This is a genomic window from Methylocystis sp. JR02 (genome assembly GCF_030063565.1).
In the GTDB taxonomy this organism is placed as follows: domain Bacteria; phylum Pseudomonadota; class Alphaproteobacteria; order Rhizobiales; family Beijerinckiaceae; genus Methylocystis; species Methylocystis iwaonis.
The window spans coordinates 3,237,420-3,263,974 of sequence record NZ_JASIRC010000001.1 but is presented as its reverse complement, the minus strand read 5'-3'; the positions used below and the strand labels follow the sequence as shown (position 1 = coordinate 3,263,974).

Here is a 26,555-nt window from a genome sequence, read left to right as displayed (position 1 = left end):
TAAAATTTCATAAATGAGGCGGAATGACGCCCGGTCTCGGCTTCTTGCCGCCATAGCTTCGACTATTGTCGCAGCATGATCTCTTCCGTGATTCGCGGCCGCCCAAAGAGGCGCCGCCTTCCGCGCCTCGCCCTTGCGCTGCTGACGGCCTTTGCGCCCGGCGGTCCGCTCATGGCGGGCGAGCCTACTCATGGCCTGGCGGCGCATGGCGCGCCGGCGCTGCCGCCGGACTTCGAGCATCTCCCTTACGCCGACCCGCAAGCAAAGAAAGGCGGCAGGCTTCGTGTCGGCCTCGCCGGGACATTCGACAGCCTCAACCCCTTCAATCTCAAATCCGGCTCCACGGCCCAGGGCCTCGTCGGCAATATCTTCCAAGGAATGATGGCGCGGTCGCAGGACGAGCCTTTCACGCTCTATCCGCTCATCGCGCAATCGCTCGACATCGACGCCGCCCGCGCCCATGTGACCTTCCACCTCGACCCACGAGCGCATTTCTCCGATGGCAAGCCCATCACCTCGGAAGACGTGCTGTTTTCCTTCAACCTGCTCAAGTCGAAGGGCCGCCCGCAGCAGCGGGTCGCCTATGGCCTTGTGAAATCGATCACAGCGCCCGACGCGCAGACGGTCTCCTATGATCTGACGGGCGTCGGCGATCGCGAGCTGCCGCTCATTCTTGCCATCATGCCCGTGCTGCCCAGGCACGCGACCGACCTCGAGCGATTCTCGGACGCCACGCTCGCCAAGCCCCTAGGCTCGGGCCCCTATATCGTCGCGGATGCGCAGGCCGGCGCGCGGCTGCTTTTGAAGCGCGACCCCAACTATTGGGGCGCGGACGTTCCGAGCCAGCGCGGCTTCTACAATTTCGACGAGATCGACATTCAATACTTCCGCGACGGCAACGCCCTGTTCGAGGCCTTCAAGGCCGGCTTGATCGACTATCGCGAAGAGACCAGCACGACCCGCTGGTCGACCGGCTACGACTTCCCCGCGTTGCGCGAGGGCCGCGTTGCAACCGAGGCGTTGAAGAACGAGAACCCCAAGGGGCTCGAAGGCTTCGTCTTCAACACGCGGCAAACGATCTTCAAAGACATCCGGCTGCGTGAAGCGCTCGGCATGATGTTCGACTTCGAGTGGATCAACGCCAATCTCTATTCGAACCTCTATACGCGCACCAAAAGCTTCTTCGACGAATCGGAGCTTTCTTCCTCGGGCCGTCCGGCGAATGAGAAGGAGCGCGCTCTTCTTGCGCCCTACCCCGACGCCGTGCGCGCGGATATTCTCGACGGGAAATGGCGCCCGCCGGTCAACGACGGTTCGGGCCGCGACCGCGAGATGGCCAAGCGCGCGCTCGAATTGCTGGCGGCGGCCGGCTATCATGTGAATGGCGACAGGCTCGCCAAGGACGGCGCGCCGGTTTCCTTCGAGATCATGGTCAAGGACCGCAATCAGGAGCGGCTTGCGCTCAATTATGCGGCTTCCCTCGCGCGCATCGGCGTCGAGGCGCGCGTCAGACTCGTCGACGAAGTGCAGTATCAGCGCCGGCGACAGAAGTTCGATTTTGATATGATGATCGGGCAGTATCTCGCTTCGGCTTCACCCGGCAATGAGCAGCGCATGCGTTGGGGCTCGGCGAGCGCGACGCAGGAATCGTCCTTCAATCTCGCCGGCGCCGCCTCGCCCGCGATCGACAGCCTGATCGCCGCGTTACTCTCGGCGCAAAGCCACGAGGATTTCGTTTCGGCGGTGCGCGCCTATGACCGCGTTCTGCTCTCGGGTTTTTATGTCGTGCCTTTGTTTCACGCCTCCGAGCAATGGATCGCGCATTCGACCGACCTCGCCCGGCCCCAGCGCCTGCCGCGCTACGCCGCGCCGCTCTTTGGTCCGACGCTCGAAAGCTGGTGGAGGAAAGATCCATGACCGCGCGCGCCGCTGTTTTTGAGAAAGAGGAAGCGGCGCTCGTGCGCGCCCATCCTTTGACGCAATTCGGCTTCGACGCCCTCGTCGCCGGCGCGGCAAGGCCGCGCCCCGGCGGGCTCGCCTTTCTCGATGACGTCGACGGCGCCGTGGACCAGGTCACCTACGCCGATCTCTACCAGCGCGTCGGCGCTTGCCTTTCCAAGCTCCGCGCTCTCGATCTCGCGCGTGGCGAGAGAATTCTCATCTGCTCTTCATCCGGCGCGCAAGCCTTTGTCGCGCTCGTCGGCGCGCTCGCCGCGGGTCTCGCGCCAACGCTCGCGCCCATGCCCCTCCCCCAATGGCGCGCAGCCATCGCGCATGGGGCAAAGACATTGCAGATCGCCGCGCTGTTCGCGCCGGCGCAAATCTGCGGCCTCGATTTCGAGGAGGCGCTGCTCGAGATCGCCGCCGATACGCCGTCGTTGCGCGTGATCGGCGCGCTTCATGGCGCGCTCGACGGCGCTGCTGATTTTTCGGCGCAAGCGCTCGCGGCGCAGATGTCGCCGCGCGTGCCGCTCTTTGATGATTGGAGCGACGACGAACGCTTCGATGTCGGCGCGCTCGACGAGAGCGGAAATGTCCGTTTCGCTTCGCAAGGCGCGCTGCTCGGCGCGGCGCTCGATCTCGTGCGCGCGACCCGCGCCGCGCGAGAGGCGCCCATTCTTTCGCTCTATGCGCCGAGCTCGCTCGCCGCTCTTGTCGCCGGCCCGCTCGCGGCGTTGCTCGCGGGGGCGCCGCTGCATTTTCTTGCGCCTTTCACCACGGCGCGCTTTCTCGAAACGCTCGATGCGCTTGGGTCGGCGCGATTGATTGCGCCGGTTTCCATCCTCGCCGATCTCGATCGCGCCGGGCTGCTCGACAATAGCGCAATCGCCGCAGTCATCGCCTTGGGAGATGGCGCCGCTTGCGTCGGCGACTCGCAAGAACGCTGTCCGATTATCGCGCTGCGCGCGGAAGACGACGCGTTCGTTTTGCGCAGACTCTGACAGACCCTTCGCGCCCCGTCATTGCGAGGAGCGCAAGCGACGAAGCAATCCACACTCACATCACGGCCCTGGATTGCTTCGCTTTGCTCGCAATGACGGCGGCGAATGATGGGCGCGTCACATTGTCTCGTGTTGACGCCGGTCAATTACAGCCTCGAGTCATCACGTCAAAGTGCGTGCGCGGCGAGATCGCGCATGCGCTTTTGCAATTGCGCGACTCGTCAGCCACGAGGGGCGCATGGGGCGTTGGTGTGGAGGAAACTGCATGTCGCTTATCACCTGGACCAAGGAACAATTCGCGACCAACGTCAGCGCGCATGATGCGGAGCATCAGGAAATATTCAGGCTGGTGAATGTGCTCGGCGACGCCGTCGCCAGCGGCGACCGAAACGCGATCGGCAAGGAGCTCGATGCGCTCATCGACTATGTGGTGAAGCATTTCGCGGCGGAGGAAGCGAATTTCGCGCAATATGACTATCCAGCCGCAGCCGGCCACAAAGCCGAGCATGACAAGCTGGTGGCGACTTGCGCCGATTTGCAAAAGAAATTCCACGCCGGTGAAGCGGAGGTGACCGGAGAGACGGCCGGCTTCGTGGTCGGCTGGCTGACGGACCACATCCCCAATATCGACAGGCTCTACGGCCCTTATTTGAACGCGAAGGGCGTCGCCTGATAAGCCCGATACTCGAGAGCGCCTTTCCCGCTTAGGCGGGAAAGGTCAGTTGGTTGACGAACTTTGAGGCGGCCTCGTCCTTCGAGACGCGAGCTTTGCTCGCTCCTCAGGAAGAGGCCCAACACCACTTCCGTTTGAACAGCTCGCATCGGGTCTTGTCATTCCCGGCGGGCTGAAGGCCCGACCGGGAATCCAGAGCCATGATAGCCGCCTTTGCTCTGGATTCCCGATCGCTCGCTGCGCGAGCGTCGGGAATGACACCGAACCAATTAAGCGGATCTCGTATTAGTGTTCGACGAAATCGCAGAAGCCCCTCATGCTGAGGAGCCTGCGCAGCAGGCGTCTCGAAGCACGAGGGGCGTCATCGCCACTTTGTCAGCAATCTGGCCGCGCTTATCTGTGCTTTTCCAGCCACTGCAGAACGAGCGGATCGTCGATTGCACCGGTCACGGCGATCACCCCGCCGTCGGGCGCCACCAGCGTGGTGAACGGCAATTCGCCCCGCCACGTCTTATCGGCCTCGAAATAGAGCTTCTCGACGAAATCATCTGCAAAACCGTAATGCGCCGACTTGCCGAGCCCGGCTTTCTCGGCGCGCGCCGCCGCCCGTGCGCGATCTTCTTCGCTATCGACGTTGACGAAGACGATGTCGACATCCTTGTGTTCGGCCGTCATCTGCGCCCATTGCGCCAGCTCGGCGAGGCAGGGCGGGCAGGTGACGGACCAGAAGTGAATCATCAGCGGCCGCCCCGCATGCGCCTTGGCGATCTGCGAGAAGGCGCCGCGACCATAGGGCTTGAAATCGAGCGCGTGGGCCCTCGAAGCGGTGAAGGCGATAATGGCGCAGAGGGAGAGACGAACAGCGAGACTGTTTCGTCCGTCATTCCCGGCGAGCCGAAGGCGGGAATGACAGGCTGCACGTAAAGCGGCGATCACCTTCTTCATCGCACTGCGGCACTCTTCTCGTCGCGGGGAAGCGGCAGCAGGCGATAGCCCTCCTTATGCGTCACCCACGAAAGATAAGCCGCGCCCTTGTAGGCGACGAGCTCCGGATGATCCGAGGCGTCGTCGGTCTGCGCGAGGATTTTCGGCGCGCTCCAGCTTTTGCCGCCATCACGCGAGAGCTGCAGCGGGATGGTCGTCGTCGTCCCGTCGAACTCCTTCCAGACGCGATAGAGACGGCCTTTCGCCGCGAGCACGACGGGGTGGCCCGGGGCCTTGGCGTCATCGCCGAATTTCTCCGGGCTGGAGAAGCTTTTTCCCGAATCTTCGCTATGCGCGTAGAAAAGCCCCTGCCGATTCTTGCCCTTCGTGAACCACACCGCGTGCCATCCGCCATGGGCGTCGACGGCGAGGCTGGGGCCATGGTGCGGACAGGAATTGATCGCCCAATTATCGTCGGAAACGCGCCCGCCCGTGAGCGTCGCGCCATCGGCGGAAAGCTTCGCGGCGTAGTGATCGCGAACATTGCCGTCGAAGACCTGCCGCCACAGAAACACCGGCAGGCCGTCGCGATCCAGCGCCGCAGACATGCGGCAACATTCGCAGGCGTGGTCCATCAGGATTTTTTTGCCCGCAAAGCTCTGCCCATTATCGTCCGACCAGGCGAAGGCGACGCCGCTGCCCTCGAATTCCTTGCCCTCGGCCTTGGCCTTCAGAGCGTTGGTCTTGTCGAGCCAGCCGGCGTAGATGCGGCCCTTGGGCGTGACGACGAAAGTCTCGAAGCGCTGCCCGCCATCGGTAAGCATCGCCTGCGGCTTGGAGAAGCTTTTGCCGCCGTCGGTCGAGCGCGCCGTGAAGATCGTGCCGATCATCTGCTTGTCGGGCCGCGTCGTATAGCTCGCGAGCAGCGATCCATCGTCGAGGGGAACGATCTTCGGCCGTGCGTCGCCATGGGCGTCGATGACGCCGTCGCTGACCGACGCGATCGCGACGGGCGCCGAAAAGTTTTTGGCCGCGTCCGGGGACGAGGCGACATAGACCGTCTTTCCGACGACGTAAGCCACCCAAAGCTTGCCTTTGGCGTCGAACGCCGGATTGGCAGTCGTGGCGCAATCCGGCTTGGGCTCGGCGCAAGCCGCCGCGCCATGTCGTTGCCCTTCGGCCGGCGCGCTGAGCTCGGCGTCGGCGCCGCCGCTCAGGCCGAACACGGCGGCCGATATGATAATCACGCGCGGAATGGCCATCGACCCCATGACTTCCCTCTAATGGTTTCGCTTCAGCGGAACTTGAAGGTCTGACCGACATCCATCGCGCCGCCGGGCGGGGCAGGAACGACAACCGCCGCCAGTATTTTCTTCACCATCTCGGCATGCGCCGGGCTCGTCGTCTTGTCGATCGTCACTTTCTCGATCTTGCCAGAGGCGCCGACGATGAAGCTCGCCCTCACCTCGCCCGGTCCGGAGGCGTTTTCCTCCGGCGTATGCTTGGCGATCTCGGCGTAGAGCAGACCGAGATATTTGCTCTCGGACATGCCAGAGGCGGGCGCGGGCGCCGTTTGGGGCGCGGGTTTCGGCGCGGCTGGCGCAGGCCCCGGCTTTGCCGCTGCGGCGGGAGCTGGGGCGGACGACGGCTTGGGGGCCTCCGCCCGCGCGGCGCCGGTAAGGACGAGCGCGCAAAGAAATGCGACGCGCCCGCTGAGGAGAACCTTCATGGCGTGCTTCCAACAAGAGAAGCGGCGGGCTCTTGCGAGTCCGCCGGCAAAGGTCAATGGAAGGCGAAGGCTTGGCTTACAAAGGCGGAGCCGCAGCTACCCGGACCGCGTGACGAGCCCACGATGCGCCGCGCCAGCGCCGCATGCGCCGGGGTCGAGCCGGAAGCCGAAACGCCCGAAATGCCGCCGCCGGCGTTCACATGAAAGGTCACATGGGCCGTGCCGGCGCCGAGGCTCGTCGAGCCCGGCGTATGCTGGCGCAGCGAGGCGGCGACATGGGCGAGGCAGCTCGCCTGCGACGCGCCGCTGGTGGCGCCGCCCGCATTGGGCGCGCCGGCGCGACGACGCGCCTGCGCTTCGCGGCGTTGCTCGGCGCGCTCGATTTCCTTGCGCTCTTCCTTCTTTTTCTCGAGCTTCTCGGTGTCGTCCTTTTTCACCGCGAGCGGGATCGCGTCCGGCGCCATCACGACCGGCGGCGGCAAGGCGAGGTCCGGCTGCTCGACGGCGACCGGCGGGGGCGTGTCCTCCGCCGCGCTCACTTCCTGCTGCTCGATGAAATCGCCCTCCTGGACGAGATCCATGGAGAGCGAGTCGAGCGAGATCGTCTTGGGCGCCGGCGCGTACAGGAAGGCCGCGAAGACAGCGATATGCGCGGCGACGATCACCGTGACGGCGACGGGGCGCAGCCACGGCGGATTGACCGGCGGCGCGCCTTCCGGCTCGTCGGGCTGGCTGGCGTAGTCGGGGCTGAGGGCGAAGTCCGTCATTTCGCCGCCCCTCCCGCCGGAGCCGGCGCGGCGGGCGCAGCAGGCGCCGCGGCTTTCGCCGCCGAGCCGGTCTTGCTGCGCGAATTGGTCATGATGGCGATATGGGTGATGCCATTCGTCGCGAGTCTGTCCATCACCGCGACGACTTCGCCATAGACCGCCTCGGTGTCGCCGCGGACATGCACGACGCGCGTGACGTCCTCGCCCATCATGGCGCGAATGCCGTCGATGAGCGCCTCCTCGGACACCGGATCGGCGCCGAGCGACACCTTGCCGTCCTTGCCGACCGTGACCACGATCGGGTCCTTCTGATTGATCGGCTGCGCGGCGCTGGCCTGAGGCAGATTGACCTTCACGCCTTTGGCGAGCAGCGGCGCGGTCACCATGAAGATGATGAGCAGCACCAGCATCACGTCGACGAGCGGCGTGACATTGATGTCGGCGAGCGGCTGATAAAGGTCGTTGTTGTTCTTGAAGCGGGTCGGGAGCGCCATTTATGCGGCCTCCTTTTGCGAACGACGGGCGTTCGGCGCGCTGGTCATGCGCAGCGCCTCGTCCTCGATGTAATGCGCGACCTGCTGGCCGAGGCGCGAGAAGGAGGAGCCGATACGGTTATAGCCGACCGAAGCCGGAATGGCGGCGGCGAGGCCATAAGCGGTCGCGGCGAGCGCTTCCGCAATGCCCGGCGCGACAACCGCGAGGCTGGTGTCCTGCGACTGCGCAATGCCGGCGAAGCTCGTCATGATGCCCCAAACCGTGCCGAAGAGGCCGACGAAGGGCGCGACCGAGGAGATCACGGCGAGATTGGGCAGACCGCCCTCGGCCTTGGTGAGAAATTCGCGGGCAGCGCGGCTCATATTTTCGGCAATTCGCTCACGCTTGTCGCCGGTCGTCTCATCGGGAAGATCGAGCGCGAAAGCTTCCCGGCCAGCGGCGGCGACGGGTTCGAGAAGGCCGACCGGCCCGCCTGCGCGCGCCTCCTTAGTCGCCTTGGCGATGCGAATGACGGCTGTGGCGCCTTCGATGATCAGCACCCAGGTCCAGACAGAAGCAAGAAGCAGAGCCGCCATGACGACCTTGCCGACAGGGCCGGCGTTGAGAAACATGGCGAGCGGGGAAAGCGACGTATGGTCCATAGAACTCACTCATCCTCGACGGCGCGCGCAGAGCAGCAACGGCGTCTGACATTGATTTTATTGTGATCTTGGACGCTCAAGGGCGTCTCTGACCGGCGATCTTACTCGCATGCAGCACGCGAGCCAGCGCTAGGTTCCGCCGATCGGAAAGTTTCTAAACTATAGAGGGTGGCGCTCGGGCCCCATTGATGGACGGCGATGAGCAACCATCCCGCGCGAATGTCGCCGCCACGCTGTAGGAAACCGGCCTCTGCGCCTGCAGCGGCCGCGTCACCGGCGCGAGCCGCTCTGGCAGAACAGCCGCCGCCATGCTCGCCGCAAGACAGCACGGGCAATGATGCTTGCCGGCGTAGTCGGTCCCGGGCGCCTTGTCGCTCGCGGCGTCGGCGCGCTGCGTCATATGACGCTTGAAGCACGCGAACAGGCCTACGGCAGTTTTATCGTTGTTTTTTAATACGGTGTCGGTCGCGCCCGCGACCGCCGCGCCTGACGCGGACACGCCGAACATCAGCGCCCATACCGCAGCGATGACGATCGCTACGCGTATTCTTTCGCCGATGTCCCGCATGTGTGACATAAAAGTCTCTTAATGGATTTTTTGATTTCTGACAACGCAAGCAATCTTGGAATGCTTCTCGGCCAGCGGCAGAGTTCATTGCGTCGCGCGATCAAGGTTAACGTGATGAACCAAAATCGCGATCACGCCGTGAGGCGCCTTTTTCGCGGGCGCCTTATGGCTTCTCGGGACTGTCTGCCGGCCCATGCGTCAAAGGCTACTCGCATCGCTGATCGTCTGTGTCGCTTTGCTGACACAGCTCGGCGCATCGCCATGGGGCGCCGCCGCGGCGCGCGAGGGCTATGCGGGTTGCCACAAGCAGACGGCGATCGTTTTGGCGCCGGACGCGCGCAACGACCGGCCCGCGCCCTTCGACGCGCCAGCGCCGCACGACCACGCCTCCTGCTCTCTCTGCCAGCTTGGCTTCACGGCGATCGACAGCGACGCGCCGAGCCTGCCGGCGGGACGCCCCGCGCCCTATTGGCGTGTCTCGGCCGCCGAGTTGGCCGTCCCGCCGCGCGCCAAAATATTCAATCGAAACGCGCCCGCCCGAGCGCCGCCATTCCGGGCCTGATCCACTCCGATTAAGCGTAACGGCGCGCCGCGCCGGGATCAGACGCGCCGCCTTGTCCGGCGCGAAGAGGGAACACCAACAATGTACCGCCATCACCTCCTGCGCGGCGTCTCCGCCTGCGCTTTGACTTTCGCCGCTCTGTCGCCCGCGCAGGCGACGCATACGTTGCCGACCATCGACGTCAGCGGCCAGCATCATCATGCGCCCGCTCGCAGTTCGGCTCCTGCCCGCGCCGCCGGGCCAGTCGCCGCGCGGCCCGGCGTCGCCAGCGCGCCAGCGCCGTCGCCGATCGTCTCGCGCTGGTCGCCGACCCTGCCCGACGGCCGCCCCGCCTTCGTCGAAAAGTGGCAGTTGCCGAATACGGTCGCGAGCGTCACGCGCAAGCAGATCGAACGGCAGATCAACATCGTCGATACGGAAGACGCGGTGAAATACATGCCGAGCCTTTTCGTGCGTAAACGCAATAACGGCGACACGCAGGCGGTGCTGCAGACCCGCACCTGGGGCGTCAGCTCCTCGGCGCGCAGCCTGGTCTACGCAGACGACCTTCTGCTCACCGCGCTCGTCGGCAACGACAACACCATTGGCGCGCCGCGCTGGGGCCTTGTCGCGCCGGAAGAGATCGAGCGCGTAGATTTCCTCTACGGCCCCTATGCGGCGCAATATCCGGGCAACTCGATGGGGGGCGTGCTGAAGATTACGACGCGCATGCCCGAGAAGCTGGAAGTGTCGATCAAGGACACGCTCGCGGTCCAGGATTTCTCGCAGTATGGAACGAACAAGGGCCTCGTCAACAATGTGACGAGCTTCTTCGCCGGCGATCGCATAGGCGACCTGTCCTGGACGATCTCAGGCAATTGGCAGCGCGGCTCGCAGCAGCCGCTCACCTATGTGACCTCGCCCAATTTCTACCCCAACGCCTATCTGGCGACGAACGTCTATGGGACGACCTTCGCCAATGTGATCGGCTCGACCGGCAATCTGGCGAACGATCAGGTGAATGCGAAACTCAAGCTCGCCTATGACTTCAGCCAGACGATCCGAGGCACGTACACTTTCGGCTTTTGGTCGAATGACGGGACATCGATTCCCGAGAATTACCTTTTCTCCGGATACGGCCCGGTTTGGGGCGTGACGACCGCGGGCCGGGGCTTGAACAACACCGCGCTGCAAAATTTTGCGACTCAGGGCTATTATCGAATCCAGGAAAAGATCATGGTCAACGCGGCCGCGATCCGATCCAACAGCGGCGGCCCTTTCGATTTTGAAGTCTCGGCCTCCAATTTCACCTATCTGCAGTCGGATCAGGTCTCGCCCTGGTCAGCCGCCATTCCCTTCGGCGGCTACACGCAGACAGGCCGCAACACGGTGTTCACCGGCACCTATTGGACGCTCTTCGATATGAAGGGCATTGTTCGCCCCCCCGAAGGGCTGTTGCAGGGCCACGACATCAGCTTCGGCTTGCATGGCGACCAATTCCACCTCAACAATCCTGTGTGGCTGACGGCGAACTGGCCCTCCGGCACGGCCGCGAGCACCGGCGCGGCGGTTTCGATCGCGCAGGGCACGACCCGCACCCAGGCGCTCTGGTTTCAGGACGCCTTCCCGATTGCGCACAATCTGAAGCTCACCGCCGGCTTACGCGGCGAGCATTGGACGGCCTCGGAGGGCTACAATCAGCAGGCCGGCGTCAATAATTTCGGCACCAATCTCGCTGGCAATCCGCTAGGTTGGCTCCCGATCTACCAGCCGAACCTGTACAGCACGCGCTTCTCGCCGAAGGGGACGCTCGAATATATCGTCGACGACAAATGGACGATCAGGGGATCAGTCGGCATGGCTAATCGCTTCCCGACGGTGCGCGAGCTCTATAATCTCGCAACCGTGGGGGTGAACGGCGTTGCGACCAACCCCAACCCCAATCTGCGGCCTGAGTCAGCCCTCAGTAAAGAATTAACGGTCGAGCGGAAGCTTGGCCTGGATGGTCTTGCGCGAGTCTCGTTCTTCGACGAAGAAGTGCGCGACGCTATCATAAACCAGCTGACCTTCTCGCCTGGCACGAACATTCCCACGCAGGCGCCAACAAACGTTCAGCGCATCCGCAACAGCGGCGTCGAAGTCGCCTTCCAGAAGGACAATTTTGGCTTCAAGGGGCTGGAGGTGCTGGGCAGCGCAACATGGCTCAATGCGCGGATCATCTCCAATCCGACCTGGGCGCCGAGCGTCGCCAATTTTGAATACCCCTGGGCAATCTCGGTCGCAGGCAAGACTGTGCCAAATGTTCCCGAGTGGCGCGGGACATTAGCTTTCACCTACCGTCCCGACGACCAATGGGCCTTCACACTCGCAGGCCGCTACCAAAGCAAGATGTGGCGCACCATGGCCAATAACGACCGCGCCTATGGCATATATCAGGCTTTCGATCCCTTCTTTGTCGTCGACACAAAGGTCAACTACAAGTGGAACGAGCGGCTGTCCTTCGACTTCGGCATCGACAACATCGGGAACTACAGATATTTCCTGTTCCATCCCTTCCCGCAGCGAACCTTCTATTTCGCCGCGAAGTATGACTACGGCGCCGCCAAGCATCCAGAGCGCGGAATCTTTTATGCGGGGAATGAGAGCGGCCTGCCCGACGTGAGGAACTGGTTCCAACCGGTCGCTTTCTCGATCGATTGATCGAGAGGGCTGAAAGAGAGAGCCCCGGGAGAAAAACTCCCGGGGTTTTTCGTTTTTTGACCCGCTGCTATTGCCGACTGCGGCAGATCGAAGGCTTGGCCGGGATGTCGAGGAGCAAAAATCCTCCGCGCAGCTTCCGGAAAAGCCAACGTCGGGGAAATCATCGTTCCCTCTTAATGCGCCAGCGCTTTGACGATCGCCTCCACGGTCTTTTTCGCGTCTCCGAAAAGCATCATCGTGTTGGGCCGGAAGAACAGCTCGTTCTCCACGCCCGCATAGCCCGACCCCATGCCGCGCTTGAGGAAAAGCACCGTCTTCGCCCGTTCGACGTCGAGGATCGGCATCCCGTAGATGGGAGACGCTTTGTCCGTCTTCGCCGCGGGGTTCGTCACGTCATTGGCGCCGATGACGAAAGCCACGTCCGCCTGGGCGAATTGAGAGTTGATGTCGTCGAGCTCGAAGACTTCGTCATAAGGCACATTGGCTTCGGCCAGCAGCACATTCATATGGCCCGGCATGCGGCCCGCGACGGGATGGATGGCGTAGCTGATGTCCACGCCTTCCTTTTTCAGCAAATCCGCCATCTCGCGCAGCGCATGCTGGGCCTGCGCCACCGCCATGCCATAACCCGGCACGATGATGATCTTGCCCGAGTTCTGCATGATATAGGCGGCGTCCTCAGGCGAACCTTGCTTGACGTTGCGCGTCTCCTTGGCGCCGCTCGGCCCCGCCGTCTCGCCGCCAAAGCCGCCGAGAATCACCGAGAAGAAGCTGCGGTTCATCCCCTTGCACATGATGTAGGAGAGGATCGCGCCTGACGAGCCGACAAGCGCGCCCGTGACGATGAGCGCGAGATTGCCGAGCGTGAAGCCGATGCCCGCCGCCGCCCATCCCGAATAGGAGTTGAGCATGGAGACGACGACCGGCATATCGGCGCCGCCGATCGGGATGATGAGCGTGACGCCCAGAAACAGCGAGACGACAATCAGCAGAAAGAACCAGTAGCCAGACTCGGTCGTCACGAACAGCAGGATCAACGCCGCCAGCGCCGCGCCGAGCATGATATTGATCGTGTGACGTTCGGGCAGCAGGATCGGCTTGCCGCTCATGCGCTCGGAGAGCTTCAGAAAGGCGATGATCGAGCCGGTGAAAGTTACCGCGCCGATCGCCGCGCCGAGCGACATTTCGAACAGGCTCCCGCCTTCGATATGCCCTGCCTGGCCGATGCCGAAAGCCTGCGGCGCGAAAAAGGCGCTGCCTGCGACGAGCACGGCGGCGAGGCCGACGAGCGAATGGAAGAAGGCGACAAGCTCCGGCATCGCCGTCATCGGAATGCGCTGCGCCACATAGGCGCCCGCGCCGCCGCCGGCCGCTGCGCCGACGATGATCAGCACAAAGCCGAAGAGCGGCGGCAGATGGAGCAGCAATGTCGTCGCGACCGCGACCGCCATGCCGATCATGCCGTAGCGATTGCCCTGGCGGGACGTCGCGGGAGACGAAAGCCCGCGCAAGGCCAGAATAAAAAGCACGCCGGCCGCAAGATAAAGGAGGGCTGAGAGATTGGCGCTCATTTGCGTCAGCCCTTCTTTTTATACATGGAGAGCATGCGTTCGGTGACGAGGAAGCCGCCGAATATGTTCACGCTCGCGAGTATCAGCGCGATGAAGCCGAACCATCTTGCGACGCCGGCGCCGTCGTCGCTCGCGCCCGACGGTTCGACGCTGACCGAGAGCAGCGCGCCGACGACGATCACGGAGGAGATGGCGTTCGTCACCGACATCAGCGGCGTATGCAACGCCGGCGTCACCGACCAGACGACGTAATAGCCGACGAACACCGCCATGACGAAAATCGCAAGGCGGAAAACAACGGGGTCGACTGCACCGCCGCCCAATCCATGTGCGCTGATCGCCGCCGCCGTTTGTGACAGTTGGTCGGAATAGTGCTGCGCCTGATCCGCCAGTTGGCGCGCGGCTTCCGCCGCCGCCCGCGCCTTTTCGAGCAATTGCTGCGTTGAATCGGTCATTATTGCGCTCCTTGTTGGAAGGATGCTGCGTTCAGGCCTGTTTGAATCTTGCGTCGACGACGGCGCCGTCGCGCGTGAGCGCGGTGGCTTTCACGAGTTCGTCGTCCCAATCGATGGCGAGCTGCTTCGTCTCCTTGGAAATCAGCGTCTCGACGAAGGCGAGCAAATTTTTGGCGTAGAGGCTGGAGGCGGTCGGCGCCATACGGCCCGCGAGATTGAGCGCGCCGACGATCTTCACGCCATTCTCCACGGCGGTCGCGCCGGGCTTGGTCAATTCGCAATTGCCGCCGCGCTCGGCGGCGAGATCGACGATGACCGAGCCTGTGCGCATGGACCGCACCATTTCGGCTGAAACGAGCTTCGGCGCCGGTCGGCCAGGGATGAGCGCGGTCGTGATGACCACATCCTGCTTGGCGATGTGGCTCGCGGTGAGCTCCGCCTGCGCGGCCTGATAGTCCTTCGACATCTCCTTGGCGTAGCCGCCCGCCGTCTGAGCCTGCTGGAATTCCTCGTTCTCGACCGCAAGAAATTTCGCGCCGAGCGACTCCACCTGTTCTTTCGTCGCCGGGCGCACATCGGTCGCCGTCACAATGGCGCCCAGCCGGCGCGCCGTGGCGATGGCCTGTAGCCCCGCGACGCCGACGCCCATGATGAAGACCTTCGCGGCCGGAACGGTGCCGGCGGCCGTCATCATCATCGGGAAGGAGCGGCCATATTCGGCCGCCGCCTCGATGACGGCGCGATAGCCGGCGAGATTGGCTTGCGACGACAGCACGTCCATGGATTGCGCGCGGGTGATGCGCGGCATGAACTCCATGGCGAAGGCGATCACGCCCGCCTTGGCGAGACCGGCGAGCGCCGCCTCGTTGCCGAACGGATCCATGATGCAGATGAGGGCGAGATTTTGCTTGGCGCCGGCCAGCTCGGCCGCCGAGGGGCGGCGCACGCGCAGCAGAATATCGGCGCCCGCAAGGGTCGTCGCCGGATCGGCGCCGATCTTGGCGCCTGCCGCGGCGTATTCGGCGTCGGAAACGCCCGCCCCGGCGCCGGCCCCGGATTGAACCGCGACCTCGGCGCCGAGTGAGACGAATTTCTTGACGGTTTCCGGCGTCGCCGCGACGCGCGGCTCAGCTTTGTCCGACTCGGCCAATACGGCAATGCGCATGACGACCTCCGGCTGTTGCGAACCGTCGCCGTCATGGTGGCCCCTGACGGCTGGCGTGAGGGGCTTGGGCTTTTCTTAGCGCGCGAAGAGCACGTAGAGGAGGACGAGGGTTATCGCCGACCCGGCCGCGGAGAATTTCAGCAGCCAGAGGAAACCATTGTAGGTCTTTTCGTGTTCAGCCCAGTCCGCGTCGGTGGACGCCGACCCGCGATTGCTCGCCATCGGAATGCTCCCAAATTTTAAGTTTGCCGCGCGAACAGAACCGCCGCGCGTGAAGGGGATGCTAACCGAGCCTCGGCGATCCCGCAACGTCTCGCCGCCGCGCGCTTTCGTCGCTGCCTGCCGAGCTGATGCGTCCGCCGTCATTGCGAGGAGCGCAGCGACGAAGCAATCCAGGGCCGTGATCGCGGCTCTGGATTGCTTCGCTTCGCTCGCAATGACGGGCGCCGGGACCGGCCCAAAAACAAAAAGCCCCGGGGTTTCCCCCGGGGCTCTCCAATCTCTCTGATCGACCGGACTTAGAAGTCCATGCCGCCCATGCCGCCGCCCGGCATCGCCGGCGCGGATTCCTTCTTCGGCTGCTCGGTGATCGTCGCCTCGGTGGTGATGATCAGGCCGGCGATCGACGCGGCGTCCTGCAGCGCGGTGCGCACGACCTTGGTCGGGTCGATGATGCCGAGCTTCACGAGATCGCCGTACTCGCCCTTCTGGGCGTCGAAGCCGAAGGCGTAGTCGGCCGACTCGAGCAGCTTGCCGACCACGACGGCGCCGTCGCCGCCGGCGTTGTCGACGATCTGGCGCGCCGGGGCCTGGATGGCCTTGCGCACGATCTCGACGCCGGTCTTCTGGTCGCCATTCGCCGTGGCCACGCCGTCGAGCGCCTTGATGGCGCGCAGCAGAGCCACGCCGCCGCCGGGCGAGACGCCTTCTTCGACGGCCGCGCGGGTCGCGTTGAGGGCGTCGTCGACGCGGTCCTTCTTCTCCTTGACTTCGACTTCCGTCGCGCCGCCGACGCGGATCACCGCGACGCCGCCCGCGAGCTTGGCGAGACGCTCCTGGAGCTTCTCACGATCGTAGTCGGAGCTGGTCTCCTCGATCTGGCCCTTGATCTGGCCGATGCGCGCCTCGATGTCGGCCTTCTCGCCGGCGCCGTCGATGATCGTGGTGTTCTCCTTCTCGATGCGCACGCGCTTGGCGCGGCCGAGCATGGGGAGCGTCACGTTCTCGAGCTTGATGCCGAGGTCCTCGGCGATCATCTGGCCGCCCGTGAGGATGGCGATGTCTTCGAGCATGGCCTTGCGGCGATCGCCGAAGCCCGGGGCCTTCACGGCCGCGATCTTCAGGCCGCCGCGCAGCTTGTTGACGACGAGCGTGGCGAGCGCCTCGCCCTCGATGTCCTCGGCGACGATGACGAGCGGCTTGCCGGTCTGAACGACAGACTCGAGGATCGGCAGCAGCGGCTGCAGCGTCGACAGCTTCTTCTCGTGGATGAGAATGTAAGCGTCGTCGAGCTCGGCGATCATCTTCTCGGCGTTGGTGATGAAATACGGCGAGAGATAGCCGCGGTCGAACTGCATGCCCTCGACGATGTCGGTCTCGGTCTCGAGGCTCTTGGCCTCCTCCACCGTGATCACGCCTTCATTGCCGACCTTCTGCATGGCCTTGGCGATTTCTTCGCCGATGAAGCGGTCGCCGTTCGCCGAGATGGTGCCGACCTGGGCGATCTCGTCGTTGGAGGTGACCTTCTTCGAGTTCTTCTTGAGGTCGCCGACAATGGCCTCGACCGCGAGGTCGATGCCGCGCTTCAGGTCCATCGGGTTGAGGCCGGCGGCCACAGCCTTGACGCCTTCCTTGGCGATCGAGGCGGCGAGCACGGTGGCGGTGGTGGTGCCGTCGCCGGCGATGTCGTTCTGCTTGGAGGCGACTTCACGAACGAGCTGGGCGCCGAGATTCTCGAACTTGTCGGAAAGCTCGATCTCCTTGGCGACGGTCACGCCGTCCTTGGTGATGCGCGGCGCGCCGAAGGACTTCTCGATGACGACATTGCGGCCCTTGGGGCCGAGGGTCACCTTGACGGCGTTGGCGAGAATGTCGACGCCGCGCAGAATGCGGTCGCGCGCGTCGGTGGAGAAACGGACGTCTTTGGCAGCCATTTTAAAACTCCTGAATGGGTTGGAAGCGGTTCGGGTCTTGCCGAGTTATTCGACGATGCCGAGAATGTCGCTTTCCTTCATGATCAACAGGTCGTCGCCGTCGATCTTGACCTCGGTGCCGGACCACTTGCCGAACAGAACGCGGTCGCCGGCCTTCACGTCGAGGGGAACGAGCTTGCCGCTCTCGTCGCGAGCGCCCGGGCCAACCGAAATCACCTTGCCCTCCTGGGGCTTTTCCTTGGCGGAGTCGGGAATAATGATGCCGCCTTTGGTCTTCTCTTCGCCTTCGATGCGCTTGACCACGATGCGGTCGTGCAGGGGACGGAACGCCATTGCAATGTCTTCCTTTTCTGCGCGTCGGGCAGGAAATTCCGCCCGTCGCAAGCCATAAGCGAAATTATTGGCACTCTCTTACGACGAGTGCCAACGCGCGATGAGATAGGTTGCGGCCGCGCGGATGTCAAGATTTTTGCGGCGCCGCAACCGGGCAGTCGGCTAGCCGCGACGCCGCCGGGAAGATATGAATAGGCCAAGCCGCCGAGCGGCGTTCCCGCAATCCGCAGAGTCGCCACACAGAGTCGCCGTGCCGCCCTTCCTCACGCCGCCCCGCATTCTCGGCCTCCTCGCCGCCCTCGCGGCGGCGCTCGCCGATCAGGCCCATAAATATTGGATGCTCGACGTCTTCGGCATCGGCGCGCGGCAGCCGATCACGCTGACGCCCTTCCTCGACGTCGTGCTCTCGTGGAACTACGGCGTCTCCTATTCGCTCTTTCAGGCGCATGAGGGCGTCGGACGCGCGCTGCTTCTCGCCGGGCAAGGCGTCATCGTCGCCGGCCTTATCTGGTGGCTCTGGCGCGCCCAAAGCCGGCTGTTGACGCTCGCGATCGGCCTCGTCGTCGGCGGGGCGCTGGGCAACGCGGCCGATCGCCTCGCGCGCGGCGCGGTCGCGGATTTCTTCTATTTCCATACGACGCTCCCGGTGGGGCCGCTCGCCAATTACGTCTTCAACGTCGCCGACGTCGCTATTACGGCGGGAGTCGCGATGCTGCTTTTTGAAACCCTTTTCTCCGAGTCGCCGCCTGCGGAAGGCGCGGCCTAGCGCGCTTTCTGCTCGCGAGCGATGAGAAAGCGCGCAGATTCAAAAGCTGGAGCGCATTCTTTTCGCAAAAGTCCGTCAACTTTTGCGGAATGCCCTCTGGGAAGGTTCGAGCGCGCGCCGAAACGCCCCAGTTGCGCCGCCGCCACTAAATCGCCAATAAGTGGGACGCAATCTGCGCCTTTGAGGCGTATTCACGCGGCTGGCGTGGGCGTTTCACGCGCGCCGGCGTTCTGGGCAAGGAGTTGGAATGATGAAGCTCGCACGATCCCGGGGTCGCGCCCTCCTCGCGCTCGCCGGTCTCGCAGCCGCCTATGGCGCGCCCGCCCAGGCAGCGGACGATAAATCGACCATCAGCGCGGTCATGGAGCTTGTCGGCGTTTCCTCGGACCCCAACGCGTCAAAGATCGACTACAACGAGCGCCCCAAACTGGTTCTGCCGCCGCGCATCGGCGACTTGCCGGCTCCGCAGGAGAAGACGAACCGCCCGGATGGCTGGCCGACCGATGTTGCGGCCGCGCGCCGCCGCAACACAGACCGCTACGCAAAGATCCCGAACGCCCCGCCGGAGGAGAAGAAGCCAGGCCTTTTGGACCGGATTCGCGGCCCCAAGCCGGATTACGCGCCTGGCACGGATGATGAGCCCGGCTTCCTGCAGATGGCGCTCAGCGCACGCTCGCGATCGTCCGGGCCGATGACGGAGGAGCCGGCGCGCCGCATGCTGACAGAGCCGCCCACGGGCTATCGCCGCCCCACGATGGACCTCGCCCGGGTTCGCGACTCGGACGGCGGGAAAAGCTCCTCCTGGTGGAATCCCTTGAGCTATTTGGGGGGCGACAGGAACGAGAGCGATCCCGTGGCCCAGACCGCAGGCACGGCGCCTACACAGAAACCGACGGCCAGCAGCGGCGGGCTCTCCGGCATGATGCCGAGTTTCCTCAGAGGCTCCGACAACTAAATTTTCTGGGGCCTATATTGGAAAGCAGATTTTCCGCTTCCAGAAAGGCCGACTCCCGCAAGGAGCCGGCCAAGGATTGAGTTCCGGCCAGGGTCTTTTGGGCCTATATAGGAGATAATGTTCTCCAGCTTCGGGCGGCCACGCGCCGCCAGAAAGGCCCTTCGATGTCGTCTTCCTCTGCGTCGCCGACCGTATCGCTCACCCCGGGCGCGGCCGGCGACTCGGCGCATGCCGGCGCCAATATTTCGCATTTCAAGCTCGATAATGGTCTCGAAGTCGTCGTCATTCCGGATGTGCGCACGCCCGTCGTGACGCATATGGTCTGGTACAAGAACGGCTCGGCCGACGATCCGCTCGGCAAATCCGGCATCGCCCATTTTCTCGAACATTTGATGTTCAAGGGCACCAAGAGCCATCCGCAGGGCGAATTCTCCAATCTCGTCGCCGAGCTCGGCGGCCAGGAGAACGCCTTCACCAGCTATGATTACACCGCTTATTTCCAGCGTATCGGCAAGGAGCACCTCGGCGCGCTGATGGGGTTCGAGGCCGACCGCATGTCCAATCTCGTCCTGACCGACGAGGTGGTGACGCCCGAGCGCGACGTGGTGCTGGAAGAGCGCCGTATGCGCACCGACAACGACCCGTCTTCCCAGCTCGACGAGGCCGTGCAGGCGGCGCTCTACGCCCACCACCCCTATGGCACGCCGATCATCGGCTGGAACCATGAGATCGAGAGCCTGAACCGCGAGGATGCGCTCGCCTATTACACCCGCTTCTACACGCCCGAGAACGCCATCCTCATCGTCGCGGGCGACATAGATGCGGAGGAGGTCGGGCGGCTCGCCAGGGAAACCTACGGGAAAATTCCGGCGCGCGCCGAGCCGCCGCGCCGCAACCGCACCAAGGAGCCGCCGCATCGCGCGCATCGGCTCGTGTCGCTCTCCGACGAGAAGGTCGAGCAGCCCGCGCATGAGCGCGTTTTCCTCGTGCCCTCCTACACGACCGCCGCGCCCGGCGAGGCCGAGGCGATCGAGACGCTCGCCCATATGCTCGGCGGCGGCGCCACCAGCGCGCTCTACGAAACGCTCGTCGTCGACGAAAAATATGCCGTCGGCGCCGGCGCCTATTATCTCGGCTCCGCCGTCGACGACTCGCGGCTGTGGGTCTACGCCACCCCGGCGCCGGGCGTTTCGCTCGAGGACCTCGACGAGGCGATCGACCGTGTGATCAAGCGCTTCACCGAAAAGCCGATCGACGAAGCGCATCTGCGGCGCGCCAAGACGCGGCTCGTCGCCGACGCTATCTATGCGCAGGACAGCCAGGCCTCGCTCGCCCGCTGGTATGGCGAGGCGCTGGCCACGGGGTTGACCATCGAGGACGTCGCGGCCTGGCCGGAGCGGATGGAGGCCGTCACCGCCGCCGACGTCACCGCCGCTGCGAAGAAATGGCTCGACAAGCGCCGCGCCGTCACGGGCTTCCTGCTGCCGGCGGAAGAAGACGAAGTCGCCTGAGCCCGAAGCCGCCTGAGCCCATTGAGGCCGGCGCCCGGCGCCGGCCATTCTCTTTCTCTTAGGATTCCGCATGACCGCCCACGCACCCGCCGTCTCCATGGCCTCGCGCGCCGAGCATGTGCAGCGCATCGTCACACCCGGCGGCGTCACCGCCTGGCTCGTCGAAAGCTACGCCGTGCCGCTCGTCGCTCTGGAATTCTCGTTGCGCGGCGGCGCCGCCCAGGACCCTGCCGACAAGCCGGGCCTCGCGACATTGCTCGCCGGGCTCCTCGACGAAGGCGCGGGGCCCTATGACGCGCGCGGCTTCCACCGCGCCGTGGACGAGCTCGCCATTCACTTGGGCTTCGGCGCCGACCGGGACTCGATCTCGGGGCATCTGCAGACGCTCGCAAAGAACACCGACAAGGCCTTCGCGCTTTTGAAACTGGCGCTCGTCGACGCGCATCTCGCCGAGGCCGACGTCGCGCGCGTGCGCAGCCAGCTCGTCGCCGAATTGAAGCGCGACGCCAATGAGCCGGACTCAATGGCGGCCAAAGCCTTCCGCGAAGCGGCCTTCCCCGAGCATCCCTATGGCCGCCCGGCGCGCGGCGAACTTTCCTCGATCGAAAGCCTGTCGCGGCCGGATTTGCTCGCGCTGCAGCAAAGGCTGTTCGCCAAAAAGGACCTCAAGATCGCGGTCGTCGGCGCCATCGACGCCCAGACCCTCTCGGAGCATCTGGATGCGACCTTCGGCGCCCTGGCGACGGAAAACGACCTCGCAGACGTCGCGCCGATCACGCTCGCCGGCGTCGGCTCGCGCCAAATCGTGACGCTCGACATCCCCCAAACCACGATCCGCTTCGGCCGACCGGGCGTCACCAAGCGCGATCCCGACTATTTCGCCACCGTGGTCGCGAACCACATTCTCGGCGGCGGCTCGTTCACCGCGCGGCTCTTCCGCGAGGTGCGCGAGAAGCGCGGCATGGCCTATAGCGTCTATTCGCAGCTCAACGAATATGACCGCTGCCCGATGCTGATCGGCGCCGCCGCCACCAAGAATGAGCGCGCCGGCGAGGCTTTACGCATCATCGAGGAGGAAGTGCGCCGCTTCGCAGAAGAAGGCCCGACCGAGGACGAACTCGACAAGGCGAAGAAATACCTCATCGGCTCCTATGCGCTGCGCTTCGACACCTCGACGAAGATCGCCAGCCAGCTCGTGCATCTGCAGATGGACGGCTTCGAGCCGAGCTATCTCGACGAACGCAACGGCAAGATCGCGGCTGTCGGCATGGAGGAGTGCAAGCGCGCGGCGAAGAAGCTCTTTGGCGACGGCGGGCTGCTGGTGGCGATGGTGGGGCGGCCGGAGGGGGTGTGAGGGCGCGCCTTCACAAGCATCGACCTAAGGCGTTACATGCCCCGTAATAAAGGCGGCGTCTGCGTCAGCCGTAGATGTAACGAGTATCCGCGCCACTATCCACGTAGCGCGGCAAGACGCGCTGTGTTCCGCGCCCTATGCTCATCAAGAGTCAGAACGTCGCCACGGGCGACCGCCGCGCGGGCCTCGTCGACCAAAGGCTTCGCCCACGCCATGTCGTCTTCATAGACTGTCGCCAACTCGGCAATGCGCTGGTCGATGAGCAGGCGGGCGGCCTCCTCGACCGACGCGAACTCGCCGCTCGTGACATGCGCCTCGAGCCATGCTTCCTGATCGCGCGTGAGCGTGATGGACATGGGCTCTTGTATCACAAAAAGCCGCTATTTGGAGCTAGCCAAAGGAGCCCGCGACGAGCGCGGGCATGGCCCGACCCCTTACTTCACATCCTGCGGCAACAGCGCCAGCAAATCCGCCATCTTCGGCGCGGCGGACGGATTCATCATGCCCACGACATGATAACCCGCGTCGACATGCAGGATTTCGCCCGAGACGCCGCGCGACATCGGCGACAGCAGATAAACCGCGCTTTCGCCCACTTCCTCGATCGTCACGACACGGCGCAGCGGCGAGTTATATTCGTTCCAGCGCAGAATGTAGCGGAAGTCGCCGATGCCCGAGGCCGCCATGGTCTTGATCGGGCCCGCGGAGATGGCGTTGACGCGGATGTTCTTGGCGCCGAGATCAGCGGCGAGATAGCGCACCGACGCCTCCAGCCCCGCCTTGGCGACGCCCATCACGTTGTAATGGGGCATCCATTTCTCGGCGCCGTAATAAGAGAGCGTCAGCAGCGAGCCGCCTTCCGGCATCAGCTTTTCGGCGCGCTGGGCGATCGCCGTGAAGCTGTAGCAGGAGATGTTCATCGACATCAGGAAGTTGTCGAGGGTGGTGTCGACGTAGCGGCCGTCGAGCTGGTCCTTGTCGGAATAGGCGAGGCAGTGGACGACGAAATCGACCTTGCCCCAGAGCTTCTCGACCTCGGCGAAGATTTCGTCGATCGTCTCCGGCTGAGCGACGTCGCAGCGCCCGACGACATGGGCGCCAAGCTCGGCGGCGAGCGGGCGCACGCGCTTCTCCAACGCTTCCACCTGATAGGTCAGCGCGAGCTCGGCGCCGGCCTGCGCGCAGGCCTTGGCGATGCCCCAGGCGATCGAGCGATTATTGGCGACGCCCAGGATAAGGCCTTTCTTTCCGGCGAGAATTCCAGCGAAAGGGGCGGGCGCGGCTTGGTCGGTCATCGGGGGCGTCCATTTCAGGTGCAAATAGGTCGAAGCGCCCTTTAGCGTGGATTTTCCACAAAGGAAACCCTGACCGCAGCAGCCGTTCCGTCCGCAAAAATGCTATAATGCGCCCATAGCCATTTGTGGCGCGTTGACCTATCATCCCATAGGAAACGCCACTAATGGCGCTGGTCAAGCCTAACAGGGCCACGGATGGGGAAGAAAGCCGAGATCCTGGAGCGGCTGGGAGGCATAGCGCCTGCCCTGCGCCGATATTCGCGGGCGCTTTGCGCCGGCGCCGGCCATACGCTTTCCGACGAACTCGTGCAAAGCGCATTGCAGAGCGTCGGCGCCCGTATCCGCGCCAGGGAGCTGCGCCCCGCCGATCTCCAGGAGGCGCGGCTCGAAGCCTATGCCGCGCTCACCGCTTCGGCCGGCAAGCGTCTGACGGACGCCTCACGCCCGACCCCGCGTCATCCGCCGATCGTCCACGGCCTCGCAGAGCTTTCCCTCGATGATCGCGCGGCCCTGCTCCTCGTCTCTCTCGAAGGGATGGGGTACGACGCCGCTGCGCGCGTTCTCGGCATAAGGCGGGAAGCGCTGCTCGCCCAGCTCATGCGCGCCCGGGCGAAGCTTGGCGTCGTGGGCCTGCCGCCGGCGGACGCCGAGAGCGGCGCGCGCCGCGCCGCCTCGCATCTGCGCATCGTGAAATAGGCGCCGCTTGCCCGCTTCCAGCATCATTGGCGAGGCCGACCTCCACGCTTTGGTCGACGGCGAGCTCGACGCCGAGCGCCGCCGCAAGGTCGAGGACCACCTCCTCACGCACCCGGGGGACGCCGCCCTCGTCGAGGGGTGGCGACGCCAGAACGCGGCGCTGCGCGCAGCCTTCGAACCGGCGGCGCTGGAGATGTTGCCGCTGTCGCTCAAAGACGCCGCGACCCGCACGCATGCGCCTCAGCAAGGGCCCATTGAAACCGGCGCCATCCATTGGGGGCGGCCGGGCGCCTCGCGCCCCTCCCAGCGGCTCGATGAAATCCGCGCCAGCCGCCGCCGGCAGGCGGCGCTCTCTACTGTTTTGACCCTGCTCGCCGGCGCGGCGGTGGCCGGCCTCGCCGCGCTCGTCTTCGCCGGGCGAAACGAAGCGCCGCGTCCGCCAGTTTCGGCCGTTCTCACGCAGAGCTACGCCGGTCGCGCCAGCCTGACCTATGCGACCTATGCCTCCGACGCCCGCCCGGTCGAGATCGAGGTTTCCCGGAAAGGCGAGCTTGTCGCCTGGCTGGCCGAGCGCGTCGGCTTCTCCCGGCCGCCCAATCTCGCCGGGCTTGGCCTGCGCCTCATCGGCGGGCGCGTCTTGCCGGGCGTCGCCGCGCCCGCGGGCCTGCTGATCTATGAGCGCGCCAACGGCGCCCGCCTCGGGCTTTATTTCGAGCGCGCCGAGGCGGCGGGCGCGCCGCTCGCGCCGCGCGCGGCGCAGGGGGTCACGGCGATCGAATGGCGCGCCGGCGGCTTCGCCTTCGTCCTTGTCGGGCCGCTCGCCCAGGAGGAGATGCAGGCCGCCGCGGAGAGCGCCGCCACCGCCATCGCCGCCGCGCCGGACGAAAAGCGCTAGCCTGGCGCGTGGCGCCCTAGAGTCCGCCTCGGATTAATGCTAGGTGCAGCCGCGATTCATCTCCCATGATCGCTCGGGCGCCTCTATGCGCGCAAAGCGGAATTCTCTAAAACCGGAGCTAGAAGTATGCGTCTCGACGCCATTCCGATCGGCGCGAACCCCCCGCATGAAGTCAATGTCGTGGTCGAAGTGCCGCTCGGCGGCGAGCCGATCAAATATGAGCTGGACAAGGCGTCGGGCACGCTCTTCGTCGATCGCTTCCTCTACACGGCCATGCGCTATCCGGGGAACTACGGCTTCATTCCGCATACGCTCTCCGACGACGGCGACCCCTGTGACGTGCTTGTCGCCAATACGCGCCCCGTGGCGCCCGGCGCGGTTATTTCCGTGCGTCCGATCGGCGTGTTGCGCATGACCGACGAAGCCGGCGGCGACGAGAAGATCGTCGCGGTGCCGTCGCCGCGCCTCACCCAGCGTTACGTGGACGTGCATAACTACACCGATCTCCAGGAGATGACCTGGCGGCGCATCGAGCATTTCTTCGTGCACTACAAGGATCTCGAGCCCGGCAAATGGGCCAAGGTCGCCGGCTGGGGAGACGCCGCGGAGGCCCGCGCGTTGATCAGCGCGGCGATCGAGCGGGCGAAAACGGAAAAGAAGTAATACCACTCCCGTTTGAACGCTCGCATCGGGGGTGTCATTCCCGGCGGGCTGCAAGCCCGACCGGGAATCCAGAGCCGCAAGAGCGCTGGTTTTGCTCTGGATTCCCGATCGCTCGCTCAAGCGAGCGTCGGGAATGACGCTGAACCGATCAAGCGCATCTCGTAAGTACGCCGCCGCCTAGTCATTGCGAGCGAAGCGATGCGATCCAGAGCAGCAGTCGCGACTTCTGGATTGCTTCGTCGCTGCGCTCCTCGCAATGACGGGGCGCCGCTTCTTCGAAGCATTACCCGGCGCGATTGATAAGCGGCGGCGTGCGCGAGATGACGCCTTTCTTGAAGCAGGCAGGCCGGTCCTTCCAGGCGACGATGCCATTCTCGCTTTCGGCGTAATGCGCCGCGGAATCGATGGCCTCGTCGACGCTGCTCGCCGGATCGAGGTCGCCGATCACATAGGTCCACTTGGTTGCGCTGGCGAGAGCGATTGTCGCCGGTCTCTTACAGACCGCGAGACAGTCGACCGGCTCCACGCGGAAATCAAGCGCGCGCTCCGCCAGCCGGGACCGCAAGGCGTCGATAAAAGCCGCGCCCGGACGGCGCTCGGGATCGTTGCTGTCACGGCAAGACGTGCAGACGAAAATTGTGACCTCGCTGTTGTTCGACACGTCGCTTCTCCCGTTCTCGGCGGGAGAAGTTTTCATAGCGAAATCCGCAAAGGTCAAGAACTAGCGCGAAACGACGCGCGCGCATTTTTCAAAAGAAAGCCG

28 protein-coding genes are annotated in these 26,555 nt (G+C 64.6%); 12 read left to right on the top strand and 16 right to left on the bottom strand.

Annotated features, from left to right (window positions below; genetic code table 11):
- Positions 1-75: 75 nt before the first annotated feature.
- The 3 genes from QNA11_RS15545 to QNA11_RS15535 all read left to right on the top strand — a co-directional run bounded on the left by QNA11_RS15545 (position 76) and on the right by QNA11_RS15535 (position 3,615).
- Entirely contained in the window at positions 76-1,917 is a 1,842-nt protein-coding gene (locus tag QNA11_RS15545; protein ID WP_502867539.1) for an extracellular solute-binding protein, read from the top strand.
- Positions 1,914-2,942: an AMP-binding protein gene (locus tag QNA11_RS15540; RefSeq protein ID WP_283483723.1), complete on the top strand. Its 1,029-nt coding sequence runs from the start codon at positions 1,914-1,916 to the stop codon at positions 2,940-2,942. Before QNA11_RS15545 ends, QNA11_RS15540 begins: the two co-directional genes overlap by 4 nt.
- A 265-nt stretch (positions 2,943-3,207) precedes the next feature.
- On the top strand, positions 3,208-3,615 hold the full coding sequence (locus QNA11_RS15535) for a bacteriohemerythrin (RefSeq protein ID WP_281929484.1): 408 nt from the start codon (positions 3,208-3,210) through the stop codon (positions 3,613-3,615).
- A gap of 393 nt (positions 3,616-4,008) precedes the next feature.
- Here QNA11_RS15535 and QNA11_RS15530 read toward each other — a convergent pair whose 3' ends face one another.
- The 7 genes from QNA11_RS15530 to QNA11_RS15500 form a co-directional block, all read right to left on the bottom strand.
- Entirely contained in the window at positions 4,009-4,560 is a 552-nt protein-coding gene (locus QNA11_RS15530; RefSeq protein WP_283483722.1) for a TlpA family protein disulfide reductase, read from the bottom strand.
- Entirely contained in the window at positions 4,557-5,810 is a 1,254-nt protein-coding gene (locus QNA11_RS15525) for a sialidase family protein (RefSeq protein WP_283483721.1), read from the bottom strand. Before QNA11_RS15525 ends, QNA11_RS15530 begins: the two co-directional genes overlap by 4 nt.
- A gap of 23 nt (positions 5,811-5,833) precedes the next feature.
- Positions 5,834-6,268 carry an energy transducer TonB gene (locus tag QNA11_RS15520; RefSeq protein WP_283483720.1) on the bottom strand — a complete coding sequence of 145 codons (435 nt, stop codon included), beginning with the start codon at positions 6,266-6,268 and terminating at the stop codon, positions 5,834-5,836.
- Positions 6,269-6,321: 53 nt separating this feature from the next.
- Positions 6,322-7,035, bottom strand: coding sequence for an energy transducer TonB (locus QNA11_RS15515; RefSeq protein WP_281929489.1), 714 nt, complete (start codon positions 7,033-7,035; stop codon positions 6,322-6,324).
- Positions 7,032-7,529 carry an ExbD/TolR family protein gene (locus tag QNA11_RS15510; protein WP_202071147.1) on the bottom strand — a complete coding sequence of 166 codons (498 nt, stop codon included), beginning with the start codon at positions 7,527-7,529 and terminating at the stop codon, positions 7,032-7,034. The genes QNA11_RS15515 and QNA11_RS15510 overlap by 4 nt, the downstream gene beginning before the upstream one ends.
- Entirely contained in the window at positions 7,530-8,171 is a 642-nt protein-coding gene (locus tag QNA11_RS15505) for a MotA/TolQ/ExbB proton channel family protein (protein ID WP_202071146.1), read from the bottom strand.
- 154 nt (positions 8,172-8,325) lie between these two features.
- A complete protein-coding gene (locus QNA11_RS15500) occupies positions 8,326-8,739 on the bottom strand; it encodes a DUF2946 family protein (protein WP_202071145.1) in 414 nt (137 codons plus the stop codon).
- 193 nt (positions 8,740-8,932) lie between these two features.
- On the opposite strand from QNA11_RS15500, the gene QNA11_RS15495 reads away from it, so the two are divergent.
- Complete coding sequence (locus QNA11_RS15495) at positions 8,933-9,301, top strand: DUF2946 family protein (RefSeq protein ID WP_283483719.1); 369 nt, start codon at positions 8,933-8,935, stop codon at positions 9,299-9,301.
- Positions 9,302-9,382: 81 nt separating this feature from the next.
- The gene (locus QNA11_RS15490; protein ID WP_283483718.1) at positions 9,383-11,980 is read left to right on the top strand and encodes a TonB-dependent receptor; all 2,598 of its coding nucleotides are present in this window, start codon (positions 9,383-9,385) and stop codon (positions 11,978-11,980) included.
- Between the two features lie 173 nt (positions 11,981-12,153).
- Here the strand turns inward: QNA11_RS15490 and QNA11_RS15485 are convergent, their stop codons facing one another.
- The 6 genes from QNA11_RS15485 to groES form a co-directional block, all read right to left on the bottom strand.
- On the bottom strand, positions 12,154-13,551 hold the full coding sequence (locus tag QNA11_RS15485; protein WP_283483717.1) for an NAD(P)(+) transhydrogenase (Re/Si-specific) subunit beta: 1,398 nt from the start codon (positions 13,549-13,551) through the stop codon (positions 12,154-12,156).
- Positions 13,552-13,556: 5 nt separating this feature from the next.
- Positions 13,557-14,006 carry an NAD(P) transhydrogenase subunit alpha part 2 gene (locus QNA11_RS15480; protein ID WP_283483716.1) on the bottom strand — a complete coding sequence of 150 codons (450 nt, stop codon included), beginning with the start codon at positions 14,004-14,006 and terminating at the stop codon, positions 13,557-13,559.
- A 31-nt stretch (positions 14,007-14,037) separates the two neighbouring features.
- Positions 14,038-15,171, bottom strand: coding sequence for a Re/Si-specific NAD(P)(+) transhydrogenase subunit alpha (locus QNA11_RS15475; RefSeq protein ID WP_283483715.1), 1,134 nt, complete (start codon positions 15,169-15,171; stop codon positions 14,038-14,040).
- 75 nt (positions 15,172-15,246) lie between these two features.
- Entirely contained in the window at positions 15,247-15,537 is a 291-nt protein-coding gene (locus QNA11_RS15470) for an aa3-type cytochrome c oxidase subunit IV (RefSeq protein ID WP_283483714.1), read from the bottom strand.
- 152 nt (positions 15,538-15,689) lie between these two features.
- Entirely contained in the window at positions 15,690-17,324 is a 1,635-nt protein-coding gene (gene groL / locus QNA11_RS15465; protein WP_202071138.1) for a chaperonin GroEL, read from the bottom strand.
- Between the two features lie 45 nt (positions 17,325-17,369).
- Entirely contained in the window at positions 17,370-17,657 is a 288-nt protein-coding gene (gene groES / locus QNA11_RS15460) for a co-chaperone GroES (protein ID WP_202071137.1), read from the bottom strand.
- Between the two features lie 250 nt (positions 17,658-17,907).
- Here groES and lspA point away from each other — a divergent pair, with 250 nt between their 5' ends.
- The 4 genes from lspA (at position 17,908) to QNA11_RS15440 (ending at position 22,243) form a co-directional block, all read left to right on the top strand.
- Entirely contained in the window at positions 17,908-18,423 is a 516-nt protein-coding gene (gene lspA, locus QNA11_RS15455; RefSeq protein WP_283483713.1) for a signal peptidase II, read from the top strand.
- Between the two features lie 247 nt (positions 18,424-18,670).
- Complete coding sequence (locus QNA11_RS15450) at positions 18,671-19,378, top strand: hypothetical protein (protein ID WP_281929506.1); 708 nt, start codon at positions 18,671-18,673, stop codon at positions 19,376-19,378.
- A 164-nt stretch (positions 19,379-19,542) separates the two neighbouring features.
- The gene (locus QNA11_RS15445; RefSeq protein ID WP_281929508.1) at positions 19,543-20,889 is read left to right on the top strand and encodes a M16 family metallopeptidase; all 1,347 of its coding nucleotides are present in this window, start codon (positions 19,543-19,545) and stop codon (positions 20,887-20,889) included.
- A gap of 70 nt (positions 20,890-20,959) precedes the next feature.
- Positions 20,960-22,243, top strand: a complete 1,284-nt coding sequence (locus QNA11_RS15440) for a M16 family metallopeptidase (protein WP_202071134.1) — start codon at positions 20,960-20,962, stop codon at positions 22,241-22,243.
- 95 nt (positions 22,244-22,338) lie between these two features.
- Here QNA11_RS15440 and QNA11_RS15435 read toward each other — a convergent pair whose 3' ends face one another.
- Positions 22,339-22,599: a hypothetical protein gene (locus tag QNA11_RS15435; RefSeq protein WP_283483712.1), complete on the bottom strand. Its 261-nt coding sequence runs from the start codon at positions 22,597-22,599 to the stop codon at positions 22,339-22,341.
- Between the two features lie 78 nt (positions 22,600-22,677).
- Positions 22,678-23,538, bottom strand: coding sequence for an enoyl-ACP reductase FabI (gene fabI / locus QNA11_RS15430; RefSeq protein ID WP_202071132.1), 861 nt, complete (start codon positions 23,536-23,538; stop codon positions 22,678-22,680).
- A 195-nt stretch (positions 23,539-23,733) separates the two neighbouring features.
- Between fabI and QNA11_RS15425 the strand changes: the two genes are divergently transcribed.
- The 3 genes from QNA11_RS15425 (at position 23,734) to ppa (ending at position 25,792) form a co-directional block, all read left to right on the top strand.
- A complete protein-coding gene (locus QNA11_RS15425; protein WP_281929513.1) occupies positions 23,734-24,234 on the top strand; it encodes a sigma factor-like helix-turn-helix DNA-binding protein in 501 nt (166 codons plus the stop codon).
- Positions 24,235-24,241: 7 nt separating this feature from the next.
- Positions 24,242-25,129, top strand: a complete 888-nt coding sequence (locus QNA11_RS15420) for an anti-sigma factor family protein (protein ID WP_283483711.1) — start codon at positions 24,242-24,244, stop codon at positions 25,127-25,129.
- A 126-nt stretch (positions 25,130-25,255) separates the two neighbouring features.
- Positions 25,256-25,792: an inorganic diphosphatase gene (gene ppa, locus QNA11_RS15415; RefSeq protein ID WP_283483710.1), complete on the top strand. Its 537-nt coding sequence runs from the start codon at positions 25,256-25,258 to the stop codon at positions 25,790-25,792.
- Positions 25,793-26,075: 283 nt separating this feature from the next.
- Here the strand turns inward: ppa and QNA11_RS15410 are convergent, their stop codons facing one another.
- Positions 26,076-26,489 carry a DUF1636 family protein gene (locus QNA11_RS15410; RefSeq protein ID WP_202071129.1) on the bottom strand — a complete coding sequence of 138 codons (414 nt, stop codon included), beginning with the start codon at positions 26,487-26,489 and terminating at the stop codon, positions 26,076-26,078.
- Positions 26,490-26,555 lie beyond the last annotated feature (66 nt).

Coding starts and splice junctions, on each gene's coding strand:
- QNA11_RS15545 (WP_502867539.1), top strand. CDS start 76: ATGATCTCTTCCGTGATTCGCGGCCGCCCAAAGAGGCGCCGCCTTCCG.
- QNA11_RS15540 (WP_283483723.1), top strand. CDS start 1,914: ATGACCGCGCGCGCCGCTGTTTTTGAGAAAGAGGAAGCGGCGCTCGTG.
- QNA11_RS15535 (WP_281929484.1), top strand. CDS start 3,208: ATGTCGCTTATCACCTGGACCAAGGAACAATTCGCGACCAACGTCAGC.
- QNA11_RS15530 (WP_283483722.1), bottom strand. CDS start 4,560: ATGAAGAAGGTGATCGCCGCTTTACGTGCAGCCTGTCATTCCCGCCTT.
- QNA11_RS15525 (WP_283483721.1), bottom strand. CDS start 5,810: ATGGGGTCGATGGCCATTCCGCGCGTGATTATCATATCGGCCGCCGTG.
- QNA11_RS15520 (WP_283483720.1), bottom strand. CDS start 6,268: ATGAAGGTTCTCCTCAGCGGGCGCGTCGCATTTCTTTGCGCGCTCGTC.
- QNA11_RS15515 (WP_281929489.1), bottom strand. CDS start 7,035: ATGACGGACTTCGCCCTCAGCCCCGACTACGCCAGCCAGCCCGACGAG.
- QNA11_RS15510 (WP_202071147.1), bottom strand. CDS start 7,529: ATGGCGCTCCCGACCCGCTTCAAGAACAACAACGACCTTTATCAGCCG.
- QNA11_RS15505 (WP_202071146.1), bottom strand. CDS start 8,171: ATGGACCATACGTCGCTTTCCCCGCTCGCCATGTTTCTCAACGCCGGC.
- QNA11_RS15500 (WP_202071145.1), bottom strand. CDS start 8,739: ATGCGGGACATCGGCGAAAGAATACGCGTAGCGATCGTCATCGCTGCG.
- QNA11_RS15495 (WP_283483719.1), top strand. CDS start 8,933: ATGCGTCAAAGGCTACTCGCATCGCTGATCGTCTGTGTCGCTTTGCTG.
- QNA11_RS15490 (WP_283483718.1), top strand. CDS start 9,383: ATGTACCGCCATCACCTCCTGCGCGGCGTCTCCGCCTGCGCTTTGACT.
- QNA11_RS15485 (WP_283483717.1), bottom strand. CDS start 13,551: ATGAGCGCCAATCTCTCAGCCCTCCTTTATCTTGCGGCCGGCGTGCTT.
- QNA11_RS15480 (WP_283483716.1), bottom strand. CDS start 14,006: ATGACCGATTCAACGCAGCAATTGCTCGAAAAGGCGCGGGCGGCGGCG.
- QNA11_RS15475 (WP_283483715.1), bottom strand. CDS start 15,171: ATGCGCATTGCCGTATTGGCCGAGTCGGACAAAGCTGAGCCGCGCGTC.
- QNA11_RS15470 (WP_283483714.1), bottom strand. CDS start 15,537: ATGACGGCGGACGCATCAGCTCGGCAGGCAGCGACGAAAGCGCGCGGC.
- groL (WP_202071138.1), bottom strand. CDS start 17,324: ATGGCTGCCAAAGACGTCCGTTTCTCCACCGACGCGCGCGACCGCATT.
- groES (WP_202071137.1), bottom strand. CDS start 17,657: ATGGCGTTCCGTCCCCTGCACGACCGCATCGTGGTCAAGCGCATCGAA.
- QNA11_RS15450 (WP_281929506.1), top strand. CDS start 18,671: ATGATGAAGCTCGCACGATCCCGGGGTCGCGCCCTCCTCGCGCTCGCC.
- QNA11_RS15445 (WP_281929508.1), top strand. CDS start 19,543: ATGTCGTCTTCCTCTGCGTCGCCGACCGTATCGCTCACCCCGGGCGCG.
- QNA11_RS15440 (WP_202071134.1), top strand. CDS start 20,960: ATGACCGCCCACGCACCCGCCGTCTCCATGGCCTCGCGCGCCGAGCAT.
- QNA11_RS15435 (WP_283483712.1), bottom strand. CDS start 22,599: ATGTCCATCACGCTCACGCGCGATCAGGAAGCATGGCTCGAGGCGCAT.
- fabI (WP_202071132.1), bottom strand. CDS start 23,538: ATGACCGACCAAGCCGCGCCCGCCCCTTTCGCTGGAATTCTCGCCGGA.
- QNA11_RS15425 (WP_281929513.1), top strand. CDS start 23,734: ATGGGGAAGAAAGCCGAGATCCTGGAGCGGCTGGGAGGCATAGCGCCT.
- ppa (WP_283483710.1), top strand. CDS start 25,256: ATGCGTCTCGACGCCATTCCGATCGGCGCGAACCCCCCGCATGAAGTC.
- QNA11_RS15410 (WP_202071129.1), bottom strand. CDS start 26,489: ATGAAAACTTCTCCCGCCGAGAACGGGAGAAGCGACGTGTCGAACAAC.